At 39.1% G+C, this 24,793-nt stretch carries 18 protein-coding genes and 1 tRNA gene; all 19 read right to left on the bottom strand.

What is annotated here, in order from left to right; genetic code table 11:
- Positions 1-5: 5 nt before the first annotated feature.
- The 19 genes from ACYQ3L_RS06415 to hflX all read right to left on the bottom strand — a co-directional run bounded on the left by ACYQ3L_RS06415 (position 6) and on the right by hflX (position 24,625).
- On the bottom strand, positions 6-2,237 hold the full coding sequence (locus ACYQ3L_RS06415; protein WP_379997615.1) for a peptidase domain-containing ABC transporter: 2,232 nt from the start codon (positions 2,235-2,237) through the stop codon (positions 6-8).
- Entirely contained in the window at positions 2,237-3,070 is an 834-nt protein-coding gene (locus ACYQ3L_RS06410; RefSeq protein WP_379997617.1) for a DUF6625 family protein, read from the bottom strand. The genes ACYQ3L_RS06415 and ACYQ3L_RS06410 overlap by 1 nt, the downstream gene beginning before the upstream one ends.
- Positions 3,071-3,116: 46 nt before the next feature.
- Positions 3,117-4,292 (bottom strand): redoxin family protein, encoded by a 1,176-nt coding sequence (locus ACYQ3L_RS06405; protein WP_379997619.1) that lies wholly within the window; start codon positions 4,290-4,292, stop codon positions 3,117-3,119.
- A gap of 154 nt (positions 4,293-4,446) precedes the next feature.
- A complete protein-coding gene (locus ACYQ3L_RS06400; RefSeq protein ID WP_379997621.1) occupies positions 4,447-4,635 on the bottom strand; it encodes a bacteriocin in 189 nt (62 codons plus the stop codon).
- 101 nt (positions 4,636-4,736) lie between these two features.
- Positions 4,737-6,305: a vitamin K epoxide reductase family protein gene (locus ACYQ3L_RS06395; RefSeq protein ID WP_379997623.1), complete on the bottom strand. Its 1,569-nt coding sequence runs from the start codon at positions 6,303-6,305 to the stop codon at positions 4,737-4,739.
- Between the two features lie 292 nt (positions 6,306-6,597).
- Entirely contained in the window at positions 6,598-7,314 is a 717-nt protein-coding gene (locus tag ACYQ3L_RS06390; protein WP_379997625.1) for a glycosyltransferase family 32 protein, read from the bottom strand.
- Positions 7,315-7,749: 435 nt separating this feature from the next.
- Positions 7,750-7,823, bottom strand: a tRNA-Ile gene (locus tag ACYQ3L_RS06385).
- 115 nt (positions 7,824-7,938) lie between these two features.
- Entirely contained in the window at positions 7,939-8,646 is a 708-nt protein-coding gene (locus tag ACYQ3L_RS06380; protein WP_379997627.1) for a CDP-alcohol phosphatidyltransferase family protein, read from the bottom strand.
- 8 nt (positions 8,647-8,654) lie between these two features.
- Positions 8,655-9,317, bottom strand: a complete 663-nt coding sequence (locus tag ACYQ3L_RS06375; RefSeq protein WP_379997629.1) for a phosphatidylserine decarboxylase family protein — start codon at positions 9,315-9,317, stop codon at positions 8,655-8,657.
- Between the two features lie 153 nt (positions 9,318-9,470).
- Positions 9,471-10,409, bottom strand: coding sequence for a ribose-phosphate pyrophosphokinase (locus ACYQ3L_RS06370; protein WP_379997631.1), 939 nt, complete (start codon positions 10,407-10,409; stop codon positions 9,471-9,473).
- Positions 10,410-10,538: 129 nt separating this feature from the next.
- Positions 10,539-12,230, bottom strand: coding sequence for an alpha-amylase family glycosyl hydrolase (locus ACYQ3L_RS06365; protein ID WP_379997633.1), 1,692 nt, complete (start codon positions 12,228-12,230; stop codon positions 10,539-10,541).
- A gap of 416 nt (positions 12,231-12,646) precedes the next feature.
- On the bottom strand, positions 12,647-15,742 hold the full coding sequence (locus ACYQ3L_RS06360) for an efflux RND transporter permease subunit (protein ID WP_379997635.1): 3,096 nt from the start codon (positions 15,740-15,742) through the stop codon (positions 12,647-12,649).
- 3 nt (positions 15,743-15,745) lie between these two features.
- Positions 15,746-16,834, bottom strand: coding sequence for an efflux RND transporter periplasmic adaptor subunit (locus ACYQ3L_RS06355; protein ID WP_379997637.1), 1,089 nt, complete (start codon positions 16,832-16,834; stop codon positions 15,746-15,748).
- Positions 16,835-16,838: 4 nt separating this feature from the next.
- Entirely contained in the window at positions 16,839-18,131 is a 1,293-nt protein-coding gene (locus tag ACYQ3L_RS06350; protein WP_379997639.1) for a TolC family protein, read from the bottom strand.
- A 288-nt stretch (positions 18,132-18,419) separates the two neighbouring features.
- On the bottom strand, positions 18,420-21,062 hold the full coding sequence (locus tag ACYQ3L_RS06345; RefSeq protein ID WP_379997641.1) for a glycoside hydrolase family 78 protein: 2,643 nt from the start codon (positions 21,060-21,062) through the stop codon (positions 18,420-18,422).
- Between the two features lie 225 nt (positions 21,063-21,287).
- Positions 21,288-21,977 carry a ComF family protein gene (locus tag ACYQ3L_RS06340; protein WP_379997643.1) on the bottom strand — a complete coding sequence of 230 codons (690 nt, stop codon included), beginning with the start codon at positions 21,975-21,977 and terminating at the stop codon, positions 21,288-21,290.
- The gene (locus tag ACYQ3L_RS06335) at positions 21,958-22,494 is read right to left on the bottom strand and encodes a regulatory protein RecX (protein ID WP_379997645.1); all 537 of its coding nucleotides are present in this window, start codon (positions 22,492-22,494) and stop codon (positions 21,958-21,960) included. Before ACYQ3L_RS06335 ends, ACYQ3L_RS06340 begins: the two co-directional genes overlap by 20 nt.
- Positions 22,495-22,563: 69 nt before the next feature.
- A complete protein-coding gene (prmC, locus tag ACYQ3L_RS06330) occupies positions 22,564-23,424 on the bottom strand; it encodes a peptide chain release factor N(5)-glutamine methyltransferase (protein WP_379997647.1) in 861 nt (286 codons plus the stop codon).
- On the bottom strand, positions 23,399-24,625 hold the full coding sequence (gene hflX, locus ACYQ3L_RS06325) for a GTPase HflX (protein WP_379997649.1): 1,227 nt from the start codon (positions 24,623-24,625) through the stop codon (positions 23,399-23,401). The genes prmC and hflX overlap by 26 nt, the downstream gene beginning before the upstream one ends.
- Positions 24,626-24,793 lie beyond the last annotated feature (168 nt).

Here is a 24,793-nt window from a genome sequence, read left to right as displayed (position 1 = left end):
TGTAATTACAGTCCTAATTCCAATTGATTCTTTACCAGTGTATAATACGCTCCTTTTTTAGTCGTCAGTTCCTGATGAGTTCCTTCTTCTATAATCTTACCTTTATCAAGAACAATGATATTATTTGCATGCTGTACCGTGCTTAACCTATGGGCAACTATTATCACTGTCTTACCCTTATAAAATGTATCCAGATTATCTAATATTACACGTTCGTTATTTGCATCCAATGCGTTTGTGGCTTCATCTAAGAAGATAAAGTCAGGACTCTTGTATACAGCACGGGCAATTAAAAGCCTTTGGCGTTGTCCTTGGCTGATACCGTTTCCTTCCATTCCTATCTTCGTGTTGTATTTTAAAGGTAAGGATTCGATAAATTCTTTTATATTGGCAACATTGACAGCATGGGCCAGTTTCGTTTTATCTACAACTTCTTCGCCTACAGCGATATTATTTGCTATTGTATCTGAAAATATAAAACCGTCCTGTAAAACGGCTCCGTTTTTTTGTCTCCATAGGTGTGGATTAATTTCTTGGAGTGGGGTTTGATCTATTTTTATATTTCCCTTATTAGGGGTATAAAAACCCAGTAAAAGTTTTATCAAAGTCGTTTTACCGCTTCCACTCGCTCCTACAATTGCCGTTACTTTATTCTGAGGTATAATAAGGTTAATATTGTCAAGAACATATTCCCTGTCGGATCCGTCATAGCTGAAAGAAACATCTTCGATGGATATGGACTTATTATCGGGAATATAATTAATCTTTAAAGCTAAAGTTTGCTCTTCATCTTCTTTATTGTGTATTTCGTTTAATCTTTCCAAGCTGATTTTAGCATCTTGAAATGACTGTGCGAAACCGATTACCTGCCCGATAGGTGCGGATAGCTGACCTATTATATAACTGATAGACATCATCATACCCAGCGTGATATCTCCGTCTATAACAAGTTTAGCTGCAAGAAATGAAATAAATAATGATGTTGTCTGACTAAAGAAAACAGAACCCAATTGTTGATACTGCCCTAATGCCAGCCCCTTAATGTTTATTTTAAATAGTTTTACCTGTATTCGTTCCCATTTCCAACGGTATTGCTTTTCTATGTTATTTAATTTGATCTCTTGCATTCCTGTAACCATGTGGACAAGATTGCCTTGTTCGGCAGAAGCTTGAGAGAATCTTTTATAATCGAGATTCCGGCGATATTTCATAAAAAACAATATCCACATTACATAAAGTGTATTCCCTAGCAAGAAGACACCTAATATAGTAAGGTTGTAATAGCCTAAAATAAATGCAAATATTACGAAGTTTCCAAACGAAAATAATGTTGACAATGTCGAACCTGTCAGGAATGATTCTATCCGATTATGGTCTCCTATTCGTTGCATAATGTCCCCAATATTTTTGGTATCGAAGAAACGAAGAGGAAGTTTCATTAATTTTATCAGGAAATCGGAAATTAAGGCTATATTAATCCGAGTATTCATGTGTAACGTAATCCAGTTACGAATGAATTCTACGGCCAGTTGTGTCACAAATAAAACTAATTGCGCGATAAGAATAAGTGTTATAAAACTCAGGTTGTTATTCCCTATTCCTTGGTCCACCACAGCTTGTGTCAAAAAGGGGAATATCAGTTGCAGAACACTTCCAATAAGCATCCCTACAACTAATTGCAATAATTGTGTTTTATACGGGGTTAAGTAACGGAGAAAGTATCTTAAATTTCTTTCCTCTTTTCTTTTCTCATCTTCGTGTTCATAGAATTCAGGGGTTGGTTTAAGCATCAAGGCAATTCCTGTATCATATCCTTCCGATTTTGAACTGATCCATTTTCTTAGAAATTCATCCTTGGTTAAAATGTACTGACCACGAGCAGGATCAGCAATCATCATTTGATATTCTTCATTTTTAGTCTTTCTCCAAAAGCATCCTTTTTTTTTAATACCATAACATACTACAAAATGATATTGTTCCCAATGTAAGATACAGGGAAAAGTCATGTCTTCAACAAGCCGATCAAAGGATAATCTGACACCTGTAGTTCTAAATCCGATTTTTTCTGCGGCATCACTAATTCCTAACATGGAAACTCCTTCACGAGTGATAAATGAGTTTTCTCGCAAGTGCTGTACACTATAACTACGACCATAGTATTTGGCAACCATACGGATACAAGTAGGACCACAGTCCATACTATCCAGTTGTTGATAATATGGAAATCTTTTCTTCATCAATAATATATTTTCTTTTTACCTATTCGGAATTTATTGGGAACTACCCTATTTTGTATATTCTTTTCTGAATATACAGTTTTCAACTTGATCAGATGGTAATACATTACTTCAAATTCTTTTCTATAGGTCAACGTACCATTATCCCAAAGCATATTCCCCGCAAGTCCTTCCAATATTTGGAATTCGAAATAAGGTTTAAGCTTTCTCTTTTCTTCTAATCGTTTTACAACATGAGTCATGCTTTCTACCTCTGTTTTGATTTCACTGCGATGCAATCCTATTTCAAAAGCCTTAAACGCATAGTTTGTTTCATCAAAACAGAAATTTTCAGAGCTTGTAAATACCTTTATATAGTCCTTACTTTGCTTGAATAAAGCATTATTAAATAAACCATTTCTATATAGAGCAAAACTGCCCGTCAAGTAATCATGTCTGGCACTTATCACATCATATTTACTCAAAACCGCATCTGTCACAAAGTTACGTATATTGCCAAATATAATATCAATATCACAATGTCCCCAAAAATCATAATTCTTAACTAAATCCGCAAATATATACCCATAAGCCGGTTTAAAATCACATAATTTATAACCATGTTCAATATTGACAGGAAAACCCAATGCCTTTGCTGCATCCTTATTGAACTCATTTAGACTATAAGGAATAAGTTTGACATTTTCTGGAGTACTAGATTCAATTATCGGATTATCCGTATAGATATAAAAATCAATATTGGGATTATATTTACATGAGTGCAAAAAATAGGAGAAGTACCAAGGATAATCTCCAATATATAGAATAAGGAAAGCAATACTATTATTTTTCATCTTTCTATACGTTAGATCACATTTAGAATTAAAATCTATTTTTATTTCAAAGAACAACTTTATGAAGCAACATTTGTAATTCTTTTTCATTTTCTTCACTATATCCTAGCCATCTTCCAACAATTTTTCCTTTCTTATCAATCAAATAATATCGAGGGATACCCATCGTAGGATATTTCTCTGCAATATCTTCATCATTGATTTTACCTTGCATCCAAGAATCTAAATCGCAAACATGAAAAAGATTAATCCAATCATTTAACTTAAATTTTTCGACACCGGACAACCAAGCACCTTTATCAAAATCACATGAAATAGATATTATCACTAATCCTTTGTCACTATACATTTTGTTAATATTTCTAAGGGCAGGGATTCCCTGTATACATGGACCGCACCATGTAGCCCAGAAATCCAATAGGACAAACTTATTTCCTCGAAATTGAGACAATGTTATATTTTTGTTATTTATGTCTTTAGCACTAAAGTCCGGTGCTGTTGCACCTAAAGAAGTGTTTTCGTATTTACTCAAATGCTTATTTACTTTATTGCCTAATGCAGTATTTCTGATTTGAATTGAAAGTGAATTGAAAAGATCACGTGCTTCATTGAGTGTGAGCAAATCTCTTTGATATACGTCTACAAGCAAATCTAAGCAAATATAGGAGTCCTTGTTAGAATTCATAAATAAAATATATTGCTTGCCTTTTTCGTTGTTTAAAGAATCTTTTATGCTCCTTATTTTGTCTTTTTCGATATTAATACTATCTGAATCTGATATTTTTTCTGATAATTTCTCTAACATTGAAAATTGTTTCTCTAAACAAGCCTCTTTCCTGAGAATGTTTTCAATAACCTTATTCAATGACTCATAGTTATCCTGAGTTTTCCCTCCGACAATAGTTATTTTATTACTATCTATGACTAAATTCATTTTGACAGGATCAATATAGAATGAAAAACTTGTATTGTCTATAATTAAGTCAGCCTTTACAGGTTCAGATATATTGCCAATCATAGAAAAAAGTCCATTCATAAGCTGTGTTGTGTCGCTTATTGTTTCATATTTATTATTGGCAAAAACACGATATGATAAAACAACCTCACCCTTATTTTTATCTTTAATTTCTCCATTAATGGTAAATAAGTTTCTATTTTGAGATTTGAGACAAACTAGAGGGAAAAAGATTAATAACAGAACTGTAAAATAATAAGTTTTCATATTAACATTATAAGTTAAAGATATAGAATGAAGCTGTCTCCAAAAGTGAGACAGCTCCTTTTTTGGGTTTTATCTGTATCGAAAGTAATTTCAAATATTCAATTCACTGAAACTTAATTTTACTTTTGATAATGAACTATACACGTTCCGTACTTTAATAATTATAACATGTTTTTGTTCCACCCCAGTTAGGAAGATCTTTACAAACGGAACATCCACTCCAACAATCAGATGCAGATTTGCAGATTGTAACACCGCAACTTTGACCACTTCCCCCCATTATATTCTTTAACTCTTTATCGCTAAGAATTGAGGAAATTCCTTTTAAACTGATTTTTTTCATAATAAATGAAATTAGAATTAATGCTGTAGAAAGATTACAATAAATGATCAGTCTATCGCCTATTACCCTACAACTTGGCAATAGATATTTAGAGTTAACATCTAAAGTTCTGAGAAAAATCGGATATCTTCTATTTTATAATTATCGGGTAACCTGTACCCGTTTACAAGAATGGTTGGCGTAGCCCGCAGTCCTGTCTGCTTTTTCCACGCCTCATGTTTTTGAAACTCCATTTCTACTTTCTCATCGAAAATATTCATTTCATACACTTGAAAGAAACTCTCTTTTGCAAATTTCCCTTTGGAAAACCATTCCGAATATATTTTTCTTGCTTTTTCTTGACTATTGTTTAGGTAAACTGCCATAAGAAATTTATTGCTCAAATCAAGGCTTTTATCGAATGAGGAAAATATATATTGTATGCACAACTGATCTGTTTGTTTTAGAATTTTTTCTATCCGGCTATGCATTTCAGCACAAGGGTTACAATGCGGGTTTGTGAAAACTGTAATTAAAATATTACCATTGGGATTGCCTAGAATGATATTTGAAATTGATTTATCGACATCGTAATAGGATTGTTTGTTTAATAATGTGAGAAAAATATCTTCATTTGCTTTTATACTATTTATTTCTTGTATTATTTGCTCCATTTTCCCTTCCCCACTCAATTGAGGGATGAGTATATTAATCGCCAATAATGGTATAAGATACAGGCAAGCAACAATTAGTATATTTGTTGTATTAAGAATCGGCATTTGAATAAATCCAAACGTTAAGTTAACAATAAATATCGCCCACAGCAATCCCTGTACAATCAGACATAATGGGCACCACTGTTTTGCTTTATTTTTTTGATACCATATACTCCAAAGACTATATGGTAAAGCACATATATTTATGAGAGCCAAATAAGATATGAATTGAGAAAGGAATAATAATATAAGGGTGTTGGATATGAAATACCCTAACCCGATCTCACTCCACCCAATCAGTCCGAAAAGTTTAGCCGCTTTAGACTCCAACACATCATTACAATCGCTTTGCTTGAAGAGTGAACATATTTTATCCGCATATTCACTATGAATATGCATTTGTTTTTGAACTAATAGATAACCTATATATATTCCTGAAAAATTAACGAATAATCCTATTGTCAATCCTAAATTAGAATAAAATGATTTTGAGATATATGTCAATAGAAATATTATGAAAATAGAAGATAAAAGAAATATCTTTTGAATAAATCCGAACAATTCTTTTCTTCTATTTTCCTTATAATTGGGCTCTGCCGATGTACTACTAGGCTCAGCGAACAAGGTTATGCCTGTCCAAAATTCGCAGAAATCTTTAGTAGGAATGGATACGTTTCCATTTTTTGATATATAAGACACACTGTCATGGGTTATTTTATATACCGGAATAAAGTCACTCCCTGTATATGCAATAAACGGGGTTTCAATGTTTTGAATATTATTTTCTTTATCCTCGATTTTTGTAGCAGCATTTTCTACCCCATAATCAGATAACATTTTAGATAGTCCGAATAAGTTATATTTATGAGGGTGCTCATTAAAATATTTATTGGAAAAGTTTTTCGTGTGTTTGACTTTCAACAATTCAAGAAATGATACAAAAACATTCTGTTTTTTTTTATTTAGTAGATTCATAGTAGTATTTAATTGTAATTAGCTTATTTGTGATAGTCATTAAACTTAAAAAATAGCAAACTTAATATTTAAATTAACAATACAATTGCTTCGTTAAATAAATTATTCTCAGCATACGAATGTTATTTTGATAGATTTAGAAAAATACGGATAATAAATTAGATACAATTTATACATATTTTTATATAATTCATCCATCTTTAGAGTGGTGATATAATTTACAGTCAATCAGATGGATACTCATTCCTGGAAATGATATTAAATAGTTATTACTTTTAAAATGTTGATTCTTTTAGTCGTCTCCTGTCATCCAATTATTAAAAAAATAATGAACAGCATATGCTTTTTCTATCCTTCTTTCAAGGATTTCAGATTCAAACCCGTATAACATTGCCCGAGTCTCGTCGTTTGTATAGGCTGCAATGTAATCCATTGAAATTAAGTGAACAGAACATTTATCTTGATATTGTTCATATGTTGCAGTCAACATTAATGGTCCTGTGGAATTAACAACATCCATAGTTTTATCATTTAAATTCGCCTTAAATAACCCATTTTCGAAAGAAAGTTTGAAAATATTTTCAATCATTAGTTGGACGAAAGGGTGGTGAGGTACTGAACCCATTATAGCAGTACTCAGATAAACCTCTTTTCCATTTCTTATAGCATACTCTTCCGGTTCTAACGAAGCGCAAAATGTTTTGTCTATTAACAAATCATCAATTGGCATTAAACATTCAGAATCGAAGTCTGCATATAATCCACCGATCTGATCTAATATAAAATAACGTACAGTATCCCAACGCTGCATATTGTACGGAAAAGACTTAAACATTTGCAAATACTTTGGATACTTTTCCTCTACAAGAGAAATGATTCGATCATCATCCCAAAATTCATATTTCCATGAGGGATTCATTTCCTGCCAAGTTCTACTAAAATCTTTAAAATAACTAGGTAAAGGCTTACTTCCACCCCATATTTGATGTATCACTTTTGGTATTTTCATTTTTTTAATTAAATTAATTTTATGATTATTTACATAAAATATCTCATTTAAGAATATGGATAATATAATATTGACATGCATAATACTCTCTAAATATTAAACATTATTGAGTAGTAAAAGCAATTTATTGATTATCTAAATTTTCAGGATTCTTATCCCAGCATATATTTTTACGTTTTTGAAAATATATCCCTATTATTTTCAAAAATTCAGTTGCTAATTTATGTATTATTTATATAATATTTACAGAAAATCCAAATAAAATTAACAGTATAGCTTTTTTTAACGATTACATCTCCTGCCCTCATATCTTTTAGAAACAGGAAAGGAATACCACCATCTCCAAATAATGCACTTTTAAAACTGTGGTGCAAATTTGTGGTGCAAATAAAAAAAGCAGCTAAGTAAAATATACTTAACTGCTTTATTTTTAAGTGGTCCCACCTGGGCTTGAACCAGGGACCCCCTGATTATGAGTCAGATGCTCTAACCAACTGAGCTATAGGACCTGATTTTCGGCGGTTATCCCGAAATCGGTTGCAATATTACTGCTTTTTGCTGAAACCAGCAAACTTTTCAGCAAAAAATGCGATGAAAAATACATCTAAGATAAATGCCACAGCCTTATTCCGCTTGTTTCCGGCTGTTAATGATTGACATAGCTATATATAACAATATCCCTCCCGCAATTCCTAATATTCCGATATACGCGACCAGAGCGATCATAAATATTATAAGAAAGTAGCGGTACTCATTTCCCTTAAACTTTATACTCTTTACTTTCAGTGAAAACATCGGGATTTCTGATACCATCAATGAGGAGAAAACCAATATAGCTGCCAGGACTGTGTACATCAACAAGGCTGTTACCATTGGGGCATCGTGTGTCAGGCCATAACAGAAGCTGACCCAGAACATGGCATTTGCGGGCGTATTCAGGCCGATAAAAGAGTCTGACTGACGCTTGTCTATATTAAATTTGGCTAACCTCAAACCGGAGAAGACGGCCAGTAAAAACGCTATATATGGCAAATATTCTATAATGGCCGGATTCTGTGAAATGCGGATCGTATTCTGAGATAAAAAATGAAATACAGCCATACTTGGCGCTACCCCGAAACTCACCATATCGGCAAGTGAATCCAACTCCTTGCCCATCGGAGAATAAGCTTTCAATAAGCGGGCTGAAAAACCGTCGCAGAAATCGAAGAAAGCCGCGATTATAACCCATACAACAACCCATGTGTATTCTCCCTGGAAGGCCATCACTGTGGCAATACAACCGGAAAATAAATTGAAGGAAGTAAATACATTAGGTATATGTCTTTTCATATGTGCTATTATTTGAATTTAGCTATAACTGTCTGATTACCTGTTACCTTCTGATCCATTTCTACTAATATTTCTGCCCCTAAAGGCAGATATACATCCACTCGGGAGCCTAGCTTAATGAAGCCTAAATGCTCGTCGATATGGGCCACTTCTCCGACCTGGGCATATGTAACAATGCGTCGGGCCATAGCTCCGGCAACTTGGCGCAGAAGTATCTGGTGACGCCCGTCTTCGGTTTCCATTACTACAGTCGAGCGTTCATTTTCCGTACTCGATTTTGGGAGATAGGCAGCCATAAAGCGTCCGTCATGGTGCTTGGACATCAGTACTTTTCCATTTATCGGATACCAGTTTGCATGAACATTGAACGGTGACATGAATATGGAAACAATAATTCGCTTGTCTTTGAAAAATTCACCTTCATACACCTCTTCTATAGCGACAATCTTCCCGTCGGCCGAAGCGACGACAATATCATCCGTATTGCCGGAAAAGCGGCGGTATGGGCTCCTGTAAAAGTTTAATACAATAAGGAAGAGAACGAGAGATACCCCCCCCACAAGATAAGATAGAACGGAATGATGAAAAAAATACCACAAAGCTCCATTTAGCAGAACCAGTATGATAAGGTATGTTGTTAAAACGCCGCGCCCTTCGTGATGAACTTTCATTACTGTATTTTGTAAAACAATTTTATTGTAAGTTGCAAAAGTATCTTTATTTGATGATATATACAAATTTGCTATCCGAATTTTGGGGCAAACAAAAAGAGAGATCAGGCAATCTCTCTTTCTTTTAAGATTTATTAATCAGCCTTAAGGTGATTATAACACATATAAGGAACTGATAGACTCGTTCGAGAGCACACGCCGTATAGCATTAGCGAAGACATCTGCCACTGATAAGATAACAACTTTTTCGCATTTCTTGGAATAAGGGATACTATCGGTGAATACCATTTCGGTAAGTCCGGACAGGTCGACACGTTCCGATGCAGGATCTGACATTACGGCATGGCTGGCTATGGCACGTACCGAACGCGCTCCGCTGGCTATCATAATATCTGCGGCTTTGGTAATCGTTCCCGCTGTATCCACAATATCGTCCACAAGCAAGACATCCATGCCTGCAACATCTCCGATGATCTGCATTTCCGATATTTCATTCGCCTTTTTACGCAGTTTATAGCAAATAACCATAGGCATGCCGAAATATTTGGCATATGAACTGGCACGCTTAGTACCTCCTACATCGGGAGTCGCAATAACAAGGTTTTCGCGGTCCAATGTTTTGATGTAATCTACAAATATGGCCGAGGCGTATAAGTGGTCGACAGGTACATTGAAAAATCCCTGAATCTGGTCTGCGTGCAAATCCATAGTAATCAGTCTGTTTATGCCTGACGCGGCAAGCATGTCGGCAATAAGCTTGGCCCCTATGGATACGCGGGGCTTGTCTTTACGGTCTTGCCTTGCCCATCCGAAATAAGGAATAACCGCGATAATAGAATGCGCAGAAGCTCTTTTGGCCGCATCTATCATCAATAACAACTCCATAAGATTATCCGAAGATGGAAATGTGGATTGTACAAGAAATACCTGACAACCCCTGATCGACTCCTCATAAGAGACAGAAAATTCGCCGTCAGCGAAGCGTTCGATATTCATTTTGCCAAGAGGGCAACCCAGGCTTGTACATATTTTTTCAGCTAAATAACGGGATTTTGTTCCCGAGAAAATCTTGAAAGGCACACTACTTTCCATTGTTTCGTTAATCTTTTTGATAATTATAGGTTATTGTTTTGTTATAGGCTGTAAAATTAGCAAAAACAAATCACTCTAGCGATTAGTAATTGTTTAAATTTTGCCGAAAACAGATCTTACAGTTACTTATTATCCTGCAGAGAACCTGATTATTTTCCCGGAATAGGCTTCCATATTAATATACAAGGCTTTATCCCAGCGGGAACTTAAGGGTATATTCTTCTTTGAGAATAGCTCCTTTGCGCTTTTTATTCTCTGTGGTTCAATGCCTATATAGTCGAACGCATCTAATGGAATATGTACCGATACTTCCGATGCATACGGCGCAAAATTAGCGACTACCAGTATAAATTCTTTTTTACCCGAACGAAGGAACGCATATTGCTTGGCGGAATCAAATCCCGGATTTTCATAGTTATGATACATCAGGTCGAAGAATTTACCGGAATTGATACTCTCTTCTTCTTTCGCTATTTGTATCAGCTGAAGATAGAACTTGCGTAACTTTATCTGTTCCTGTGTCAGGTTTTCATTTCCAAAGGAGCCGTTATTTCTCCAGGTCCGCACAGAATCTACCGACCAGTAATCGAAGATGGTGGTTCGCCCGTCTATTCCGCTGAAACCCTCTTTATCCATTCCACGCTCACCTAACTCTTGCCCGAAATATATCATTACCGGATTGGTATGCATTGTAGCTGCCGTGATCATTCCCGGAATAGCTTTAAATGCGTCTCCGGCAAAAAAATCAGATGCTATGCGCTGCTCATCGTGGTTTTCCAGGAAGTTCAGCATTTTGGGCTGTAATTCCCCGATACGTTGCCAGCAGAAAGTAATTTCGGACGCCGGTTTATATCCGCATGTGATATCGCGAAGCGTGTCGTACAAGTCAACTTTATCGTACAGGTAGTCGAATAATCCCCAGTGCACATAATTGTGATACTGCGCAGGATTGTACACCTCGGCAATGAATATAAGCGATTTGTTCTTAGCCTTGACTTTAGGTATCACCCAGTTCCAGAATTCTACAGGTACCATTTCGGCCATATCGCAGCGGAACCCGTCGATACCTTTCGATGTCCAGTACAATAGTATATCCCGCATCTTCAGCCATGTGTCAGGCACTGGCATAAAACAGTTCGTTTTGCCATGATTATAATCCACTCCGTAATTCAGTTTTACGGTTTCATACCAGTCGTTTATCCCGGGTTTATTTGTAAAACAGTCGTTTCCCGTGGCTTTTGCCGGATATTCGATATAAGCGGCGTCGCCCTGCTGGACAGGGAACTGCAATTCCAGTTTTTGATTTGGTATATAGTAAAAGTTATTGTCAGGGTCGAATGCGATTGTTGGATCGTCGTCCTCTCCGAAGTCCTTTACTTTATTCGGCTTGGCATCCGAATGGTATTGGCGCGCAACATGGTTGGGTACAAAATCTATTATTACCCTCATCCCGTTCCCGTGAGTTCTGTCTACCAGTTCTTCAAACTCTGCTACCCTGTTTTCAACCACATCTGCAAGATCGGGCGACACATCATAATAGTCGCGTATTGCATAAGGAGACCCGGCATTACCTTTTACTACGTCGGGATTGTCTTTAGGGATATTGTATGCGGAGTAATCAGTTTTAGAGGCATGTTCCAGTATTCCTGTGTACCATATATGGGTAAATCCCATTTTTTTTATTTCTTTCAGCGCCTTATTGTCGAAGGCGGAAAGTTTGCCGGCTCCGTTTTCTTCCAGAGTTCCATTCTCTTTATTTAAGTTGTTATTATTGCCGAATAGTCTGGGAAGTACCTGATAAATAAATAGTTTTTCCTTCATTTATGTGTATTTTGAAATACAAATATCCGAAATATTTCTCGAATAATATCATGTTTACAGCAAATTGGTATTGTAAACGCACGAAAATTGGCAGCAATAATTATCATTCAACTTCACATTTGTTAACTGCATAATGTTAAAACCTGACACTTCTGACACATTTTTCACTGTTTTTATTCTATCGATTTTACTTTTGTTAACCATTAATAGCTAAAAGGTAAAAGGTATATCAGTTAACAGTAAACAGTCATCAGTTAACAACTTGTATCTTGTTTACTTGTAACTCGTAACTGCCCGCAGGGCGAAGTAACTCGTAACTACTTTAATCAGCACTTCAAAGAACTATAAGCTAACAGCCAAAGGCTATTAGCTCTAATTATATAGATAAAGTTTCCGGAAATTATTCACACTCATTATCAATCCTTCAATCGCTTATCCCTCCTGTATGCGAAATAAAATACCTGCGGCAACACCGTAAAAGATAAAATCATACAAATAAGAATCCCTCCTACTATCATTATTGCCAGCGGTCTTTGAATCTCGGAGCCCATACCCTGAGATAGCGCGGCAGGGAATAACCCCATCGAGCCCATCAGCGCAATCATCAGTACAGGCCTGATACGGCTTTTCACAGCATCGTCGATTGCCAACCGCAGGTTCCGGGTACGCTGCATACGGGTTTTCATCAGGGTAATCAATAATATACTATCTATAGCCGTGATACCAAACAGGATAATAAACCCTATCCCTGCCGATATACCGAATACCGTGCCTGTAACCCACAAAGAAATGAATCCTCCGATAAAGGCGTAAGGTATGGCGCTTGCCGCGATAAGCGTGTCCTTGACCGTCCCAAAGTTAAGGTAGAGCAAGAAAAGGATAAGAAGCAACACGGCAGGAATGATAACCGCCAATCTTGCCGTAGCCCGTTGCTGGCTTTCAAATTCTCCGGCCCAGACCATTTTGTTTTCAGTCTTAAGCGTTACACTTTCACTTACTTTTTTCTGAGCTTCGGCAATGGCAGACCCTAAATCGCGGTCGCGGATACTGAATCCTATACCCACATACCGGCTGCTGCCTTCACGGTAGATAAACGTCGGGCCTGTAATAAACCGGATATCGGCTATCTCTTTTAAGGGGACATATTTGCCATCCATTGTCGGGATAAGAATATTCCCTATTTTATCTTCATTATCCCTGTATTCTTTCTGAAAACGTATCCGGACATCGAATGTGCGCTCGCCTTCATAAAACGTTGTAGCGGCTTTCCCCCCGATAGCCATTTCCACTACGGCCTGCGCATCAGCCATAGATACCGCATAACGGGCCATCCGCGATTCTTCGAGCTTTATCTGTAGCTCGGGTAATCCTACACTCCTGAAAACATTTACATCCTCCACTCCCCTCACATTTTTTATGGCAGCGGCAGTCTGGTCGGCCAGGCCTTCCATCTGGGAAAGATCGGAACCGAATATTTTGATTACCAGAGAGCTTTTCACGCCGGCCACATATTCTTCTACATTGTCCTGGATCGGCTGGCTGAATGCCAGTATGATGCCCGGATATATATCGAGTGAATCCTTGATCTCAGCCAACAGCTCATCCTTTTTGATTTTTCTCTTCCATTCTTTTTCAGGTTTAAGTTGCGCATGGAATTCTATATTAAAAAAACCGGTAGCATCTGTTCCGTCGTTAGGCCGGCCGGTCTGCGACAAGATAAATTCTATTTCATCAAACCGGCGGAGTTTTTGCTTCATTTCTTTGGTTGTCCGCACCGATTCATCAAGATTTACACTATTTGGCAATGTTGCACGTATATAGATCGCTCCCTCGTTCATACTGGGTATAAACTCGGTGCCCCAGAAACACATGCGAACGACACAAACTGTTAGCAGCAGGCAGAAAGTTATAATTGCGCCTTTGCGGTACCGGGAACTGAACAAATACACTTTATGTAAGGCAGATGTGAAAAACCTGCTGATAAAATTCGTTTTCTCCTCAACTGGTTTATTCAATAATATCTTACACATGACCGGCACATAAGTAAGCGAAAGAATCAGAGAGCCCAATAGAGCATACCCGAGCGTGAAAGCCAATGGAGAGAACATCTTGCCTTCTACTTTCTGAAACGAAAATATAGGGAATAATGCTACTACAAGGATAACCTGTGCAAAAAAGATGTGGGACGCCACACTCCCCGCGCTTTTCTTTATAAGTCCGCTTTTCGATATTTTAGTGAAGCGCTGCCCTAGCTCTTTCGACCGTTTCTCCATCGCTACAAATATGATTTCTACGATAACGAGCGTTCCCTCCAGCAATAAACCAAAATCGAGCGCTCCCATCGAGATCAGGTTAGCAGGTAACCCCTGTATCCGCAACATAATGATAGCAAACAAAAACGATAACGGAATCACAGTGGCTACAATTACAGTTGTACGCCAGTTGAAAAGAAATACAAATACAACTATGGAAACTAAGATAATTCCTTCCAGCAAATTTCTCATAACTGTATGCACTGTAGAATCCACTAAAGTAGTACGGTCGAGGAAAGGCTCTATTTTCACATTCTCAGGTAATATGCGGTCATTCAACTCGGTAATCTTCTCTTTCAGATGCCCGATCACTTCACCTGGATTTTGTCCCCTGAGCATTATTACAATACCCTGTACCACATCATCATCGTCATCCAGACCTACCTGTCCCAGCCTCGGTTTGGAGGAAACATCTACTGTTGCCACCTGCTTCACCCGGATAGGGGTTCCACCCTTTACCTCAATCAGTATATTTTCAATATCGTCCACACTCTCCAGCAAACCTATCCCCCTGACCACATAAGCCTGACTCCCTTTTTGAATAATGTCTCCGCCGACATTGATGTTACTCTTCGAAACGGCTTCGTAAACCTCAAGGGGAGACAGGTTATAATTATTCAGTTCTGCCGGATTTACCTTTATCTCAAACATTTTTTCCTCTCCGCCAAAACTGGCTATACTGGCTACTCCGGGTACCGAAAGCAGTTCCCGTTCCACTACCCACTCGTTTATGGCAGCTACTTCCCGGATAGGCAGGTCGCTTTTTAGCACATACCTGTATATTTCCCCCGTGGCACCGGATGGCGGCTCTATCGATGGGTCCGCCCCCTCCGGCAGATCCAGATCCTGCATCCTGTTGGATGAATACTGCTGGGCAAAGAAATCATCCACCCCGTCTTCGAAAATAACAGTGACTACCGACAGGCCGAATAAAGATGTGGAGCGTACATCCGTTTTGCGGGGAATAGTGTTCATTTCCTTCATAATAGGAAGAGTTACGAACTTCTCCACTTCTTCGGCGCTTCTTCCCGGCCATTGCGTAATTATCCGTACGCGGGTGTTTGTTACATCGGGGTAGGCTTCTATAGGGGTATGTATATAACAAACAATGCCCGCGACAAATAAAAGTGTAGTTAAGAAAAGTATGAGTATATGATTGCGGAGCGCAAATGCGATGATATTTTCTACAAACTTATGCATGATTTAATTCTCTTTAAGGCCTGAATATATCAGCAGTTGATTTTTCACGACAACATTCTCGCCTTCCGATAATCCGGATGCAATGTATGTCGTCTTGTTATTGTGCCCGCGGAGGCTTACTTCTCTTATTTTAAAGCTATCCGGAGATTCTTCCACTACCACGAAGTGGCGGTCGTCATCAAATACCAAAGCGTCGGAAGGAACATACACAAACTGCTCATGCGCCTCATTTTTCAATTTAATCACGACCGACATTTCAGGTTTGAACTTCATTTCTTTATTAGACATGATAATCCTTGCCTTCAACACTTTCTCTTCCGGGTCAAAAACCTGCGACAATTGATTTATCTTCCCGGAGAATACCTCTCCCGGATAAGAAAGTGTAGTTATAGCTACATCCATCCCTTCTTTCACAAAAAGGAGGTTGCCGGCATATACATTGGCCGTTATCCATACCGTGCCGAGATCGGCTACCGTAAACAGGGGTTCGCTGTCTGTCGACACCGTACTGCCAGACGATACATTCTTATTTACTATATAGCCGGTCATCGGCGCCTTAATAGAAAAAGTACCATTTCCTTTATTTATACCATGTACAGCAATATCACTCCGGGTTTTGTTATACGCTGCCTGCGCCTGCTTCAGCTTAGCCTGCGCCTCCAGTAGTTCTTTTTCCGACAGCATACTGTCTTCATACAGCGACCGGGCTGTCTGGAGTTCCCGTTGAGCTATTTTCACATCCGATTCCGAAACAATGGATTCTGACTGTAATGAACTGAGCTCGGAACTCCTTATATCTAACAGTGTCTGTCCCTTCTGTACTTTATCACCCAGTGAAAAGTAGGTGCGGTCTGCAATTCCACTCACAAGCGACACATAGTTAATTACCTTATCAGGATTGTATTCTACTTTCCCGGTTAATACCAGTTCTTCGTTCTGATTGCTTAATCCGGCCTTTACTGTTTTTACGTTTTGCAAAAAGGCCTTATTTATCTTGTCCGGAGTTGTCTCACTTCCGGTCTTTCCGGAACAAGAGAATAATAAGACGATACAAAATATTCCCAGTCCTTTATTTATTTGCTTCTTTATCATAGCTTTATCTTATTTCTGTACCAACAGTATATTGTAGCTCCTCAAACTGCATACTTACTTTTTTCTTTGCTGTAAGCACCGTTTGTTTATTTGCTCTGTATGCATCCATAAAGTCTATATATTCGAGCATACTTATGTTTCTGTTCTGTAAGTTCTTCGTGTATGTATCGAGCATATTGTCCAGCTCAGGGAGCAGACTGTCATCGTTTATCTTTTTATAGAAGGCGTAAGCATAAACATAGTTGTTGTAGGATGCAGCGACTTCGTGCTGTATAATATTCTGTTGTTGCCGGGCCAGATACAGGCTTTGATCCCTGCTTAGACGCGCAGCTCTGACATTCCCCTGATTACGGTTGAAAAAAGGCAGGTCTATACTGACACCAAAACCGATAAAATCTTTCCATACTCCGCCATACCGGTCATAGTTCGCGCTGATCGTCAAATCGGGAACTCTTAATGATTTTTCATATGCAAGTGATTTTTCGTGGTATTGTGTTTGGAGTTTATGCAATTTCATATCGGGACGCGATTCATCGGCCAACTCGATCAAACGGGCTAATAAAATAGAGTCGGGACTTTTTTCAGGGTTCCTATTTTCTTCTATTTCAATATCTGTAAACGGATCTACATTCAATAATACTTTAAGCGTTTTTTGCAGTCCGTTCAGATCAGAGCGGACTTCGTTTATTTCATTCTCCAGTTCAAGGAAGGAAGACTGTAGCCGGAGTAATTCGTTTTTGGCAATATTTCCCTGAGATACCTGCTTCTTATGTGATCCGATAAGCCGGGATAATGATTCCCGCTGATTTATCAATATAGCCAGGTACGCTTGCGAATATTGTATTTCGTAAACAGACTTGCGCAGTTCTACTTTAAGTCCGCGCAATACCTCTTCAAATTCCTGCAATGCTATCTCCTTCGAAACCTTTTCTCTATTTACAAGTTTTCCTCTTTTATTTGCCGTCCGGATCAATTGGCTGAGTTCGATGCTGAATTCCGTATTTTTTGCAAACGAACCGAACAACGGGGGTATAACTTCGCTTTCACCATCCCGTTGCGATCTGGTAGACCATAAGTTCACATCACTGACAGATAAATTGGGATTGTCCCACAATTTGGCCTGTGCTATAGCGGCATCTGCAATGTCGACATCGAAACGGGTTGCAATCAGTTGCAGGTTGTTGGACAGGAATAATGACTCAACCTCCCCGGCAGTCAATTTTATTGACTTCTCCTCTTGGGCAAAAAGGTTTAATTCACTGAAAATAAGCAGCAATAGATATAAATATTTCTTCATTAGGTGAAACTGGTATTCTTTGCTGCAAAGATATACCTCCAAGATTAGACGCATCTTTGAGGTATATTAGATATAGATTACAGGTACATTAGAAATAGATTAGAAAGTATTGTATGATCTTTTTATTATTTGAAAGAACTTCACACAAAGGCGCTAAGACGCAAAGAATACTTCTGAATAAAAGAAAAGATGGAATTATGATTCGTTTTGCCCACGCTCAATATCATTCCTCTTTAGTGGAAGCCTTTTCTTTGCGTTTTAGCGCCTGTACGTGAATATTTCAACTACCTATTTTATCATCTCCAGATTTAAAGAATGTTTCCCTGCACCGAGTTTCATAATACGCTCACCTTTTACATTGCCGGGCAGATAAAGAGTAGCGCTGCTATTCGCGGGAATTTCCATATTGCAGATTATATTTTTTTTCTTCCGCTCCCACTTGGAAACAATCAGTCCATAAGGGGAATTATGTTTCGCTTCAAATTGGTTCAACCCGCTTACAAAATTAGGACGCAGGACGATATGTTTAAATCCGGGCTGTTGCGGGTCAGGGAATATCCCTCCAAGCCCTTTATAGAACCAGCCTCCTATTTCCCCAAACATCATATGATTATCGGAGATATCCCGTTTGGCTTTCAGGTCCCAGTTTTCGAGTAAAGTCGTAGCCCCGTTTACAATCCACCAGCCCCACGAAGGGTAGGTATCCTGCGCTGCTACTTTGTATGCGGTTTCGGCATGGCCGTTCTCACTTAAAGCATTCAGGATGGCTTTAGCGCCTAATACTCCTACATCCAGATGGAAACCTGCTTCCGCCACCTTTTTAGCGAGATTGTCAGCCACCTTTCCTATCATATCATCCGGAACAACCCGCCACTGCAACGGCACACTCTGTTCCGTCTGAGTTCCACTGGCATAGATGCCTGTTTCGCGGTTCAGGTATTTAGTATTGATGGCATCTTTTATTTTTCCGGCCAGCGCAGAATAGTATTTATAGTCTTCCTGTTTATTGAATAGCCGGGCGGCATCGGCCAGTATTTTAGTATCTACATAATAATATACCGAGGATGTCAGTTCTTTCGATGAGCGGGACTTAACAGGTACCCAGTCTCCCCTCCCCCACGATGTAAGGCCTTCAGGGCTCGTACGTTCTATATAATCCACATACCGTTTTATATTTTCATAGCAGTCGGCTAACAGCTTACTGTCTCCATAAAACAAATAAATATTCCATGGAATTATGGCAATCGTGCTCGTCCAGTCAGTGCCATTATCGGTTCCGTATCCCCAGCCTCCAGTAGGGATGATATCCGGTAATACGCCGTTGGGCTGCTGCTCGTCACGATGGTCAGCCAGCCATTTTTCATAAACCGTAATACCGTCATAATTATACAGAGCCGTTTCAACAGCAAAATGCCCGTCGCCCGTCCATCCGTTTTTCTCCCGTTGAGGGCAATCGGTAGGATATCCCATCAGGTTCGAGAGGTATGCATTATTTGTTGCCCACCACAACCTGTTCACAAGGTCGTTCGATGTCTTAATTTCTCCCGCTGGCGAAACATCGCTGTGCATAAAGTAAGCGGTAAGGCTCTGCTGATCGAGTTTTATCGGTTTACTTCCGGTAACTTCCACATACCGGAACCCTTTATAGTTGAATCTCGCCATAAATTCATCTTCTCCTTTTCCACTTAATATGAGAATATCCGTCTGGAAAGGATCGGAATCATCTACCGGACGGTGATAGACATCTATGTTCGATAGATCGACGTGTCCGTTTTCATATAATCGTTCCCCGTGCTTCAACCTTACTATCGTCCCCTCTTCTCCCGATATTTTTATCCGGGTAACACCCGACATATTCCGGGCAAAGTCAAATACATAAACAGAATCGTTTATCCTGTTTAAACTTTGTGCAGGTATCGTTTCCACATTTCTGATCGGCTCTACCTGCTGTGATACTATATTCTGGGACGGGGCACCCCTGTAACCTACGCCATGCCATCCGGAATCATCAAAGTCTATAGTATTCCAACCCTTTTGTTCCAAACGGGCATCATAATGCTCGGCTGTATAGATACTATTAAAAACAAGGGCACCCGACGAAGTTTTCCAATCCCTTTCAGACGGGATGGTTTCAACTGTACCGTCTTCGTATGTTATGCGCAGATCCATACAGAATGCTGGCCTGTTACGCCACGGAGCCCGGTGGAAATCCCATACGCCCATCGACTGATGATTGTACCATCCGTTGCCAAGCAATACGCCGATTGCATTTTTTCCGCTCTGTAGTTGGCTGGTCACATCATAAGTAACATAAAAATTCCGTCTGTCGAAACGGGTATAGAGTGGATCCAACCTATGATTCCCTATTTTTTCCCCATTGATATATAATTCGTATAATCCGGCCACGGCAATATATGCCCTTGCGGATTTTATATTTTTCTTAGCCTCAAATACTTTGCGGAAATAGGGAGCGGGCTTATAGTTAATATCCCTGCCATCGCCGATCCATGCTCCCTGCCAGTTAGAAATATTCATCATACCGGTTTCGAAGCAGCTAACAGCAGAGGAGGCTTGCACTCCATCCTTATCCCATATATTGACTTTCCAATAATAGCGGGTAAAAGGTTTTAGTTCTTTGCCCGAATAGGTCAATAATATATTCTGCGAAATCACCTTTTCAGAGTTCCAGCTATCACCCGATCCACCTACAACACGAATAGAATCGGTTCCTACAATGATTTGACAGGCAGTCTGTATGGCTCCCGGGCGTTCATCGTTGATCATCCAGGACAAGCGGGGCCTTTGGCTATCGATGCCGATCGGATTAATTAAATGTTCACATTTAAGGTTTTCAGGTATGCAATCACTCTTCCGGGCGTAAAGAGCAGGCAATGAGAATAACAAAGAGAATACTAATAGGAGTGTTTTCATTCTTACTTATTTTATCGTTTAGGTTATATTCCGGTATATATCAGATTTTGTTTTGTCTCGGTCAATATATTATGTCCGTATCGCCATAACACTATTTTCTTTAAAGATAAGTGAAAAAATATTTTCATAGAGGATACATGTTAAATCTTTTCGGGCTTAAGCCTTCTCTGTCACATTAAGATACTAATATGGCAGGAATACATCCTAAATCATAGATAATAATAGTCAGCCTGCTGTTCCCACAGCATAAATACTAATCCTGCAATCTTTGCATTTCAGTACTTCTTTCGCACACGATTCGAGGGTAGAACCCGTGGTAATTACATCATCGACCAGCAAAATATGTTTTCCTTCAAAATTTTCAGTTTCAGACAAGCTGAAGATATCTTCTACATTTTTCCATCTGTCGAACCGGGCATTCTTTGTCTGAGACTTATTATTTACTTTCCGGATAAGAGTTTTATCATCTACCGGAATGCCTGTTATGCCGGATATGCCTTTACAGATCTCCAGAGACTGATTGTACCCTCTTTCTTTCTGACGTTTAGGATGCAGGGGAACCGGAACCAGATAGTCTATATCCGCTATAAAAGCGCTGTCTTTGATATTCTCTCCGCACAATGCACCGATAAAACGCCCTATTTCCGGATTACGCTTATATTTTAGTTCATGAATTATGCTTTGAATACTTCCTCCTTTAATAAAGTAAGCGAAGGCTGCTATTTGCCGGAATGGTATCCGTCCGGCAAAGAATTGTTCAAGACGGTTACCGGGCTGCAAATGAAAATTCGTTTTGGGCAATAATAGCAAACAATCGGTACAGATATGTTCTTCACCTTCACTTAATCTTTGATTACAAACTACACAAAGATCAGGGAAAAAGAGATTAAGAAAATCACGGAATAAATTCCTCATAATCACCTCCGAGCAATTTGTCCACACATCTTATTGCCAAATCCATAGAGAATCCCCGTCCAAGAGCAAAACGGATCAGCCTTGTCTTTCTATCGTATTCTGTCTTCGCTTTTACCGATTTTACCTTTATGGATAGAATATGCATCAGCTGTTTTTCGTATTCATCGCCGGACAGGTCTTCCAGTATCGGATTGTAGACCGATTCGGGGATATTCCGCTTTCTCAGTTCATAAACGATCTTCGTCTTTCCCCATCTATTGAATTTCAGCTTATCATTAATGAAGCTGCCTGCAAAACGGGCGTCATCAAGATAGCGCTCCTTCTTCAGACGGTCAAGTATCCGTTTAACAGCTTCATCCGGTAATTCCCATGCCACGAGCTTCTTACGTACATCGAACTCGCATCGTTCCGCTTTGGAACAATAAGCTGCTGCACGATTGAGGGCTTGAGGCTCGGAAACAACCCCTCCCGGCCTCTCCTTAGGGGAGGAGTTCTTCCCCTGATTATCGGATTTCATGAATTTTTATCATTTACAAATTGATGGAACATTACTTCATCATTATTTCCATATTGGTATATAGGCAAATCAACACATTGGCACATTTGCTCTTACTATCCGGTCTTTCTTACTTAAATCCTGAAACAAGGTAACCTCTGTAAAGCCTTTTTCTTCAAGCATTTTTACAGTCTCTGCACCTTTTGCCTGATTGATCTCAAAATAAAGCCTTCCGTCCGGAGTTAATAAATTCAGCGCTATATAAGCTATCCGCTCATAGAACAAGAGTGCGTTATTGTCGGGCACAAAGAGAGCTGTATGAGGTTCATATTCCAGCACATTCTGTTCCATTTGCTCCTTTTCGCTTTCCAATACATAAGGTGGATTGCTGACAATAATATCATATTTCTTATCTGTGGGATAATCACCCAGCACATCTACCCTGTTGAACGAAATATCCGCTGAGTTTGCTTTAGAATTAAGTACGGCCACATCCAATGCTTTAGACGAAATGTCCCATGCCGAAACCGAAGCTCCAGCCATATTTTTCGCTAAAGCAACCGCAATAGCCCCACTGCCTGTTCCGATATCCAATAAGCTCAACCCTGATTCTTTATTTTCATTAAGAATAAGCTCTACAAGCTCCTCTGTTTCAGGACGGGGAATAAGTACACTTTGATTAACAAAAAACAGTAATCCGAAAAATTCCGTTTCTTCTATAATATATTGTACCGGTTCATATTTCTTCAGCCGGTTCAGGATAATATCTATCCGGGCGTGTAATTCGGGTGTAAAAACAGGCGGATCTACACATACCTGCGGATAAGGCTTCTTTGTAATATACTCTGTTATAATACGCGTAAATCCCGAAATTTCACTTTCGGGATAATACGCTTTCAATGATTCTTTTATGTGCGGAACTACCTTACGCATCGTTAGTTTCATCGTCATATTTCTGAAAAAGGAAATCATTATACGGATAGCGCTCTATATGAATAGCTTTTACCCGTTCGTAAACTTTCTTTTTCAATTCATCGATATTGATCTTTTGTTTTGCCGAGATAAAGATGCAATCATCGTGCAACTTGTGCATCCATGATTTCTCCAGTTCTTCCAGTGATATATTCTCTTTTGTGGCAGGCGTCAGATCATCCTCATCTTTCGGTGTGTAAGTAAAAGCATCCACTTTATTAAACACCAGGATAGTAGGCTTTTCCTCCTTATCTATCTCCAAAAGCGTTTTATTAACCACCTCAATCTGCTCCTCAAAGTTCGGATGGGAAATATCCACTACATGAACCAGCAGGTCTGCTTCACGGACTTCATCGAGTGTCGATTTGAAAGACTCGACCAGATGAGTCGGCAACTTACGGATAAATCCTACGGTATCTGATAACAGAAACGGCAGATTGTCGATTATCACTTTGCGCACCGTGGTATCCAACGTGGCAAACAATTTATTCTCTGCAAAAACATCAGACTTGCTCAACAGGTTCATCAAGGTAGATTTACCCACGTTGGTATATCCCACAAGGGCTACGCGCACCATTTTACCTCTGTTCTTGCGCTGAGATGCCATCTGTTTGTCGATATTCTTCAACTCTTCTTTCAGTAAAGCGATCTTGTTGAGAATGATACGGCGGTCAGTTTCCAGCTGGGTTTCACCCACACCACGCATCATCACCCCTCCGCCCCGCTGACGGTCGAGATGGGTCCACATACGGGTAAGCCGGGGCAACAGGTATTGATATTGCGCCAGTTCTACCTGTGTCTTTGCATAAGCGGTCTGTGCGCGCATAGCAAAAATATCCAGAATAAGGCTGGTACGGTCCAGGATCTTTACCTGCAATTCCTTTTCTATATTGCGGATCTGCTTTGGGGACAGTTCATCGTCAAAGATTACGAGGTCTATTTCGTTATCTTCCATATATTGCTTTATCTCCTGTAGCTTTCCGGTTCCCACAAACGTGACGGGATTGGAATGTTCCAGTTTCTGGGTAAAGTTTTTTACAGGAATAATCCCAGCTGTTTCGGCAAGGAATGCCAGCTCGTCAAGGTATTCGTTTACCTGTTCTTCGGTCTGGTATTGTGTAATAAGGCCTACAAGTACGGCCTCTTTATTTTTTGATTCCGATATGATAAAATCTCTCATATAGTCTGTTTAGAAAATGATATTTGCACTGAGCCGGTAAAACCCGGTACAAAAATTAAAGATAAAAATAATTTAGGATAAGGAGCAGATATTACTTCTATAAAGAATAATAATCTGAAAACTATCCTCCGGTAACTTGATTAAGGGAAATAATTAAATATTTTCATT

It is taken from the genome of Dysgonomonas termitidis (assembly GCF_054657735.1).
This window is presented reverse-complemented; position numbering and strand designations above follow the sequence as displayed.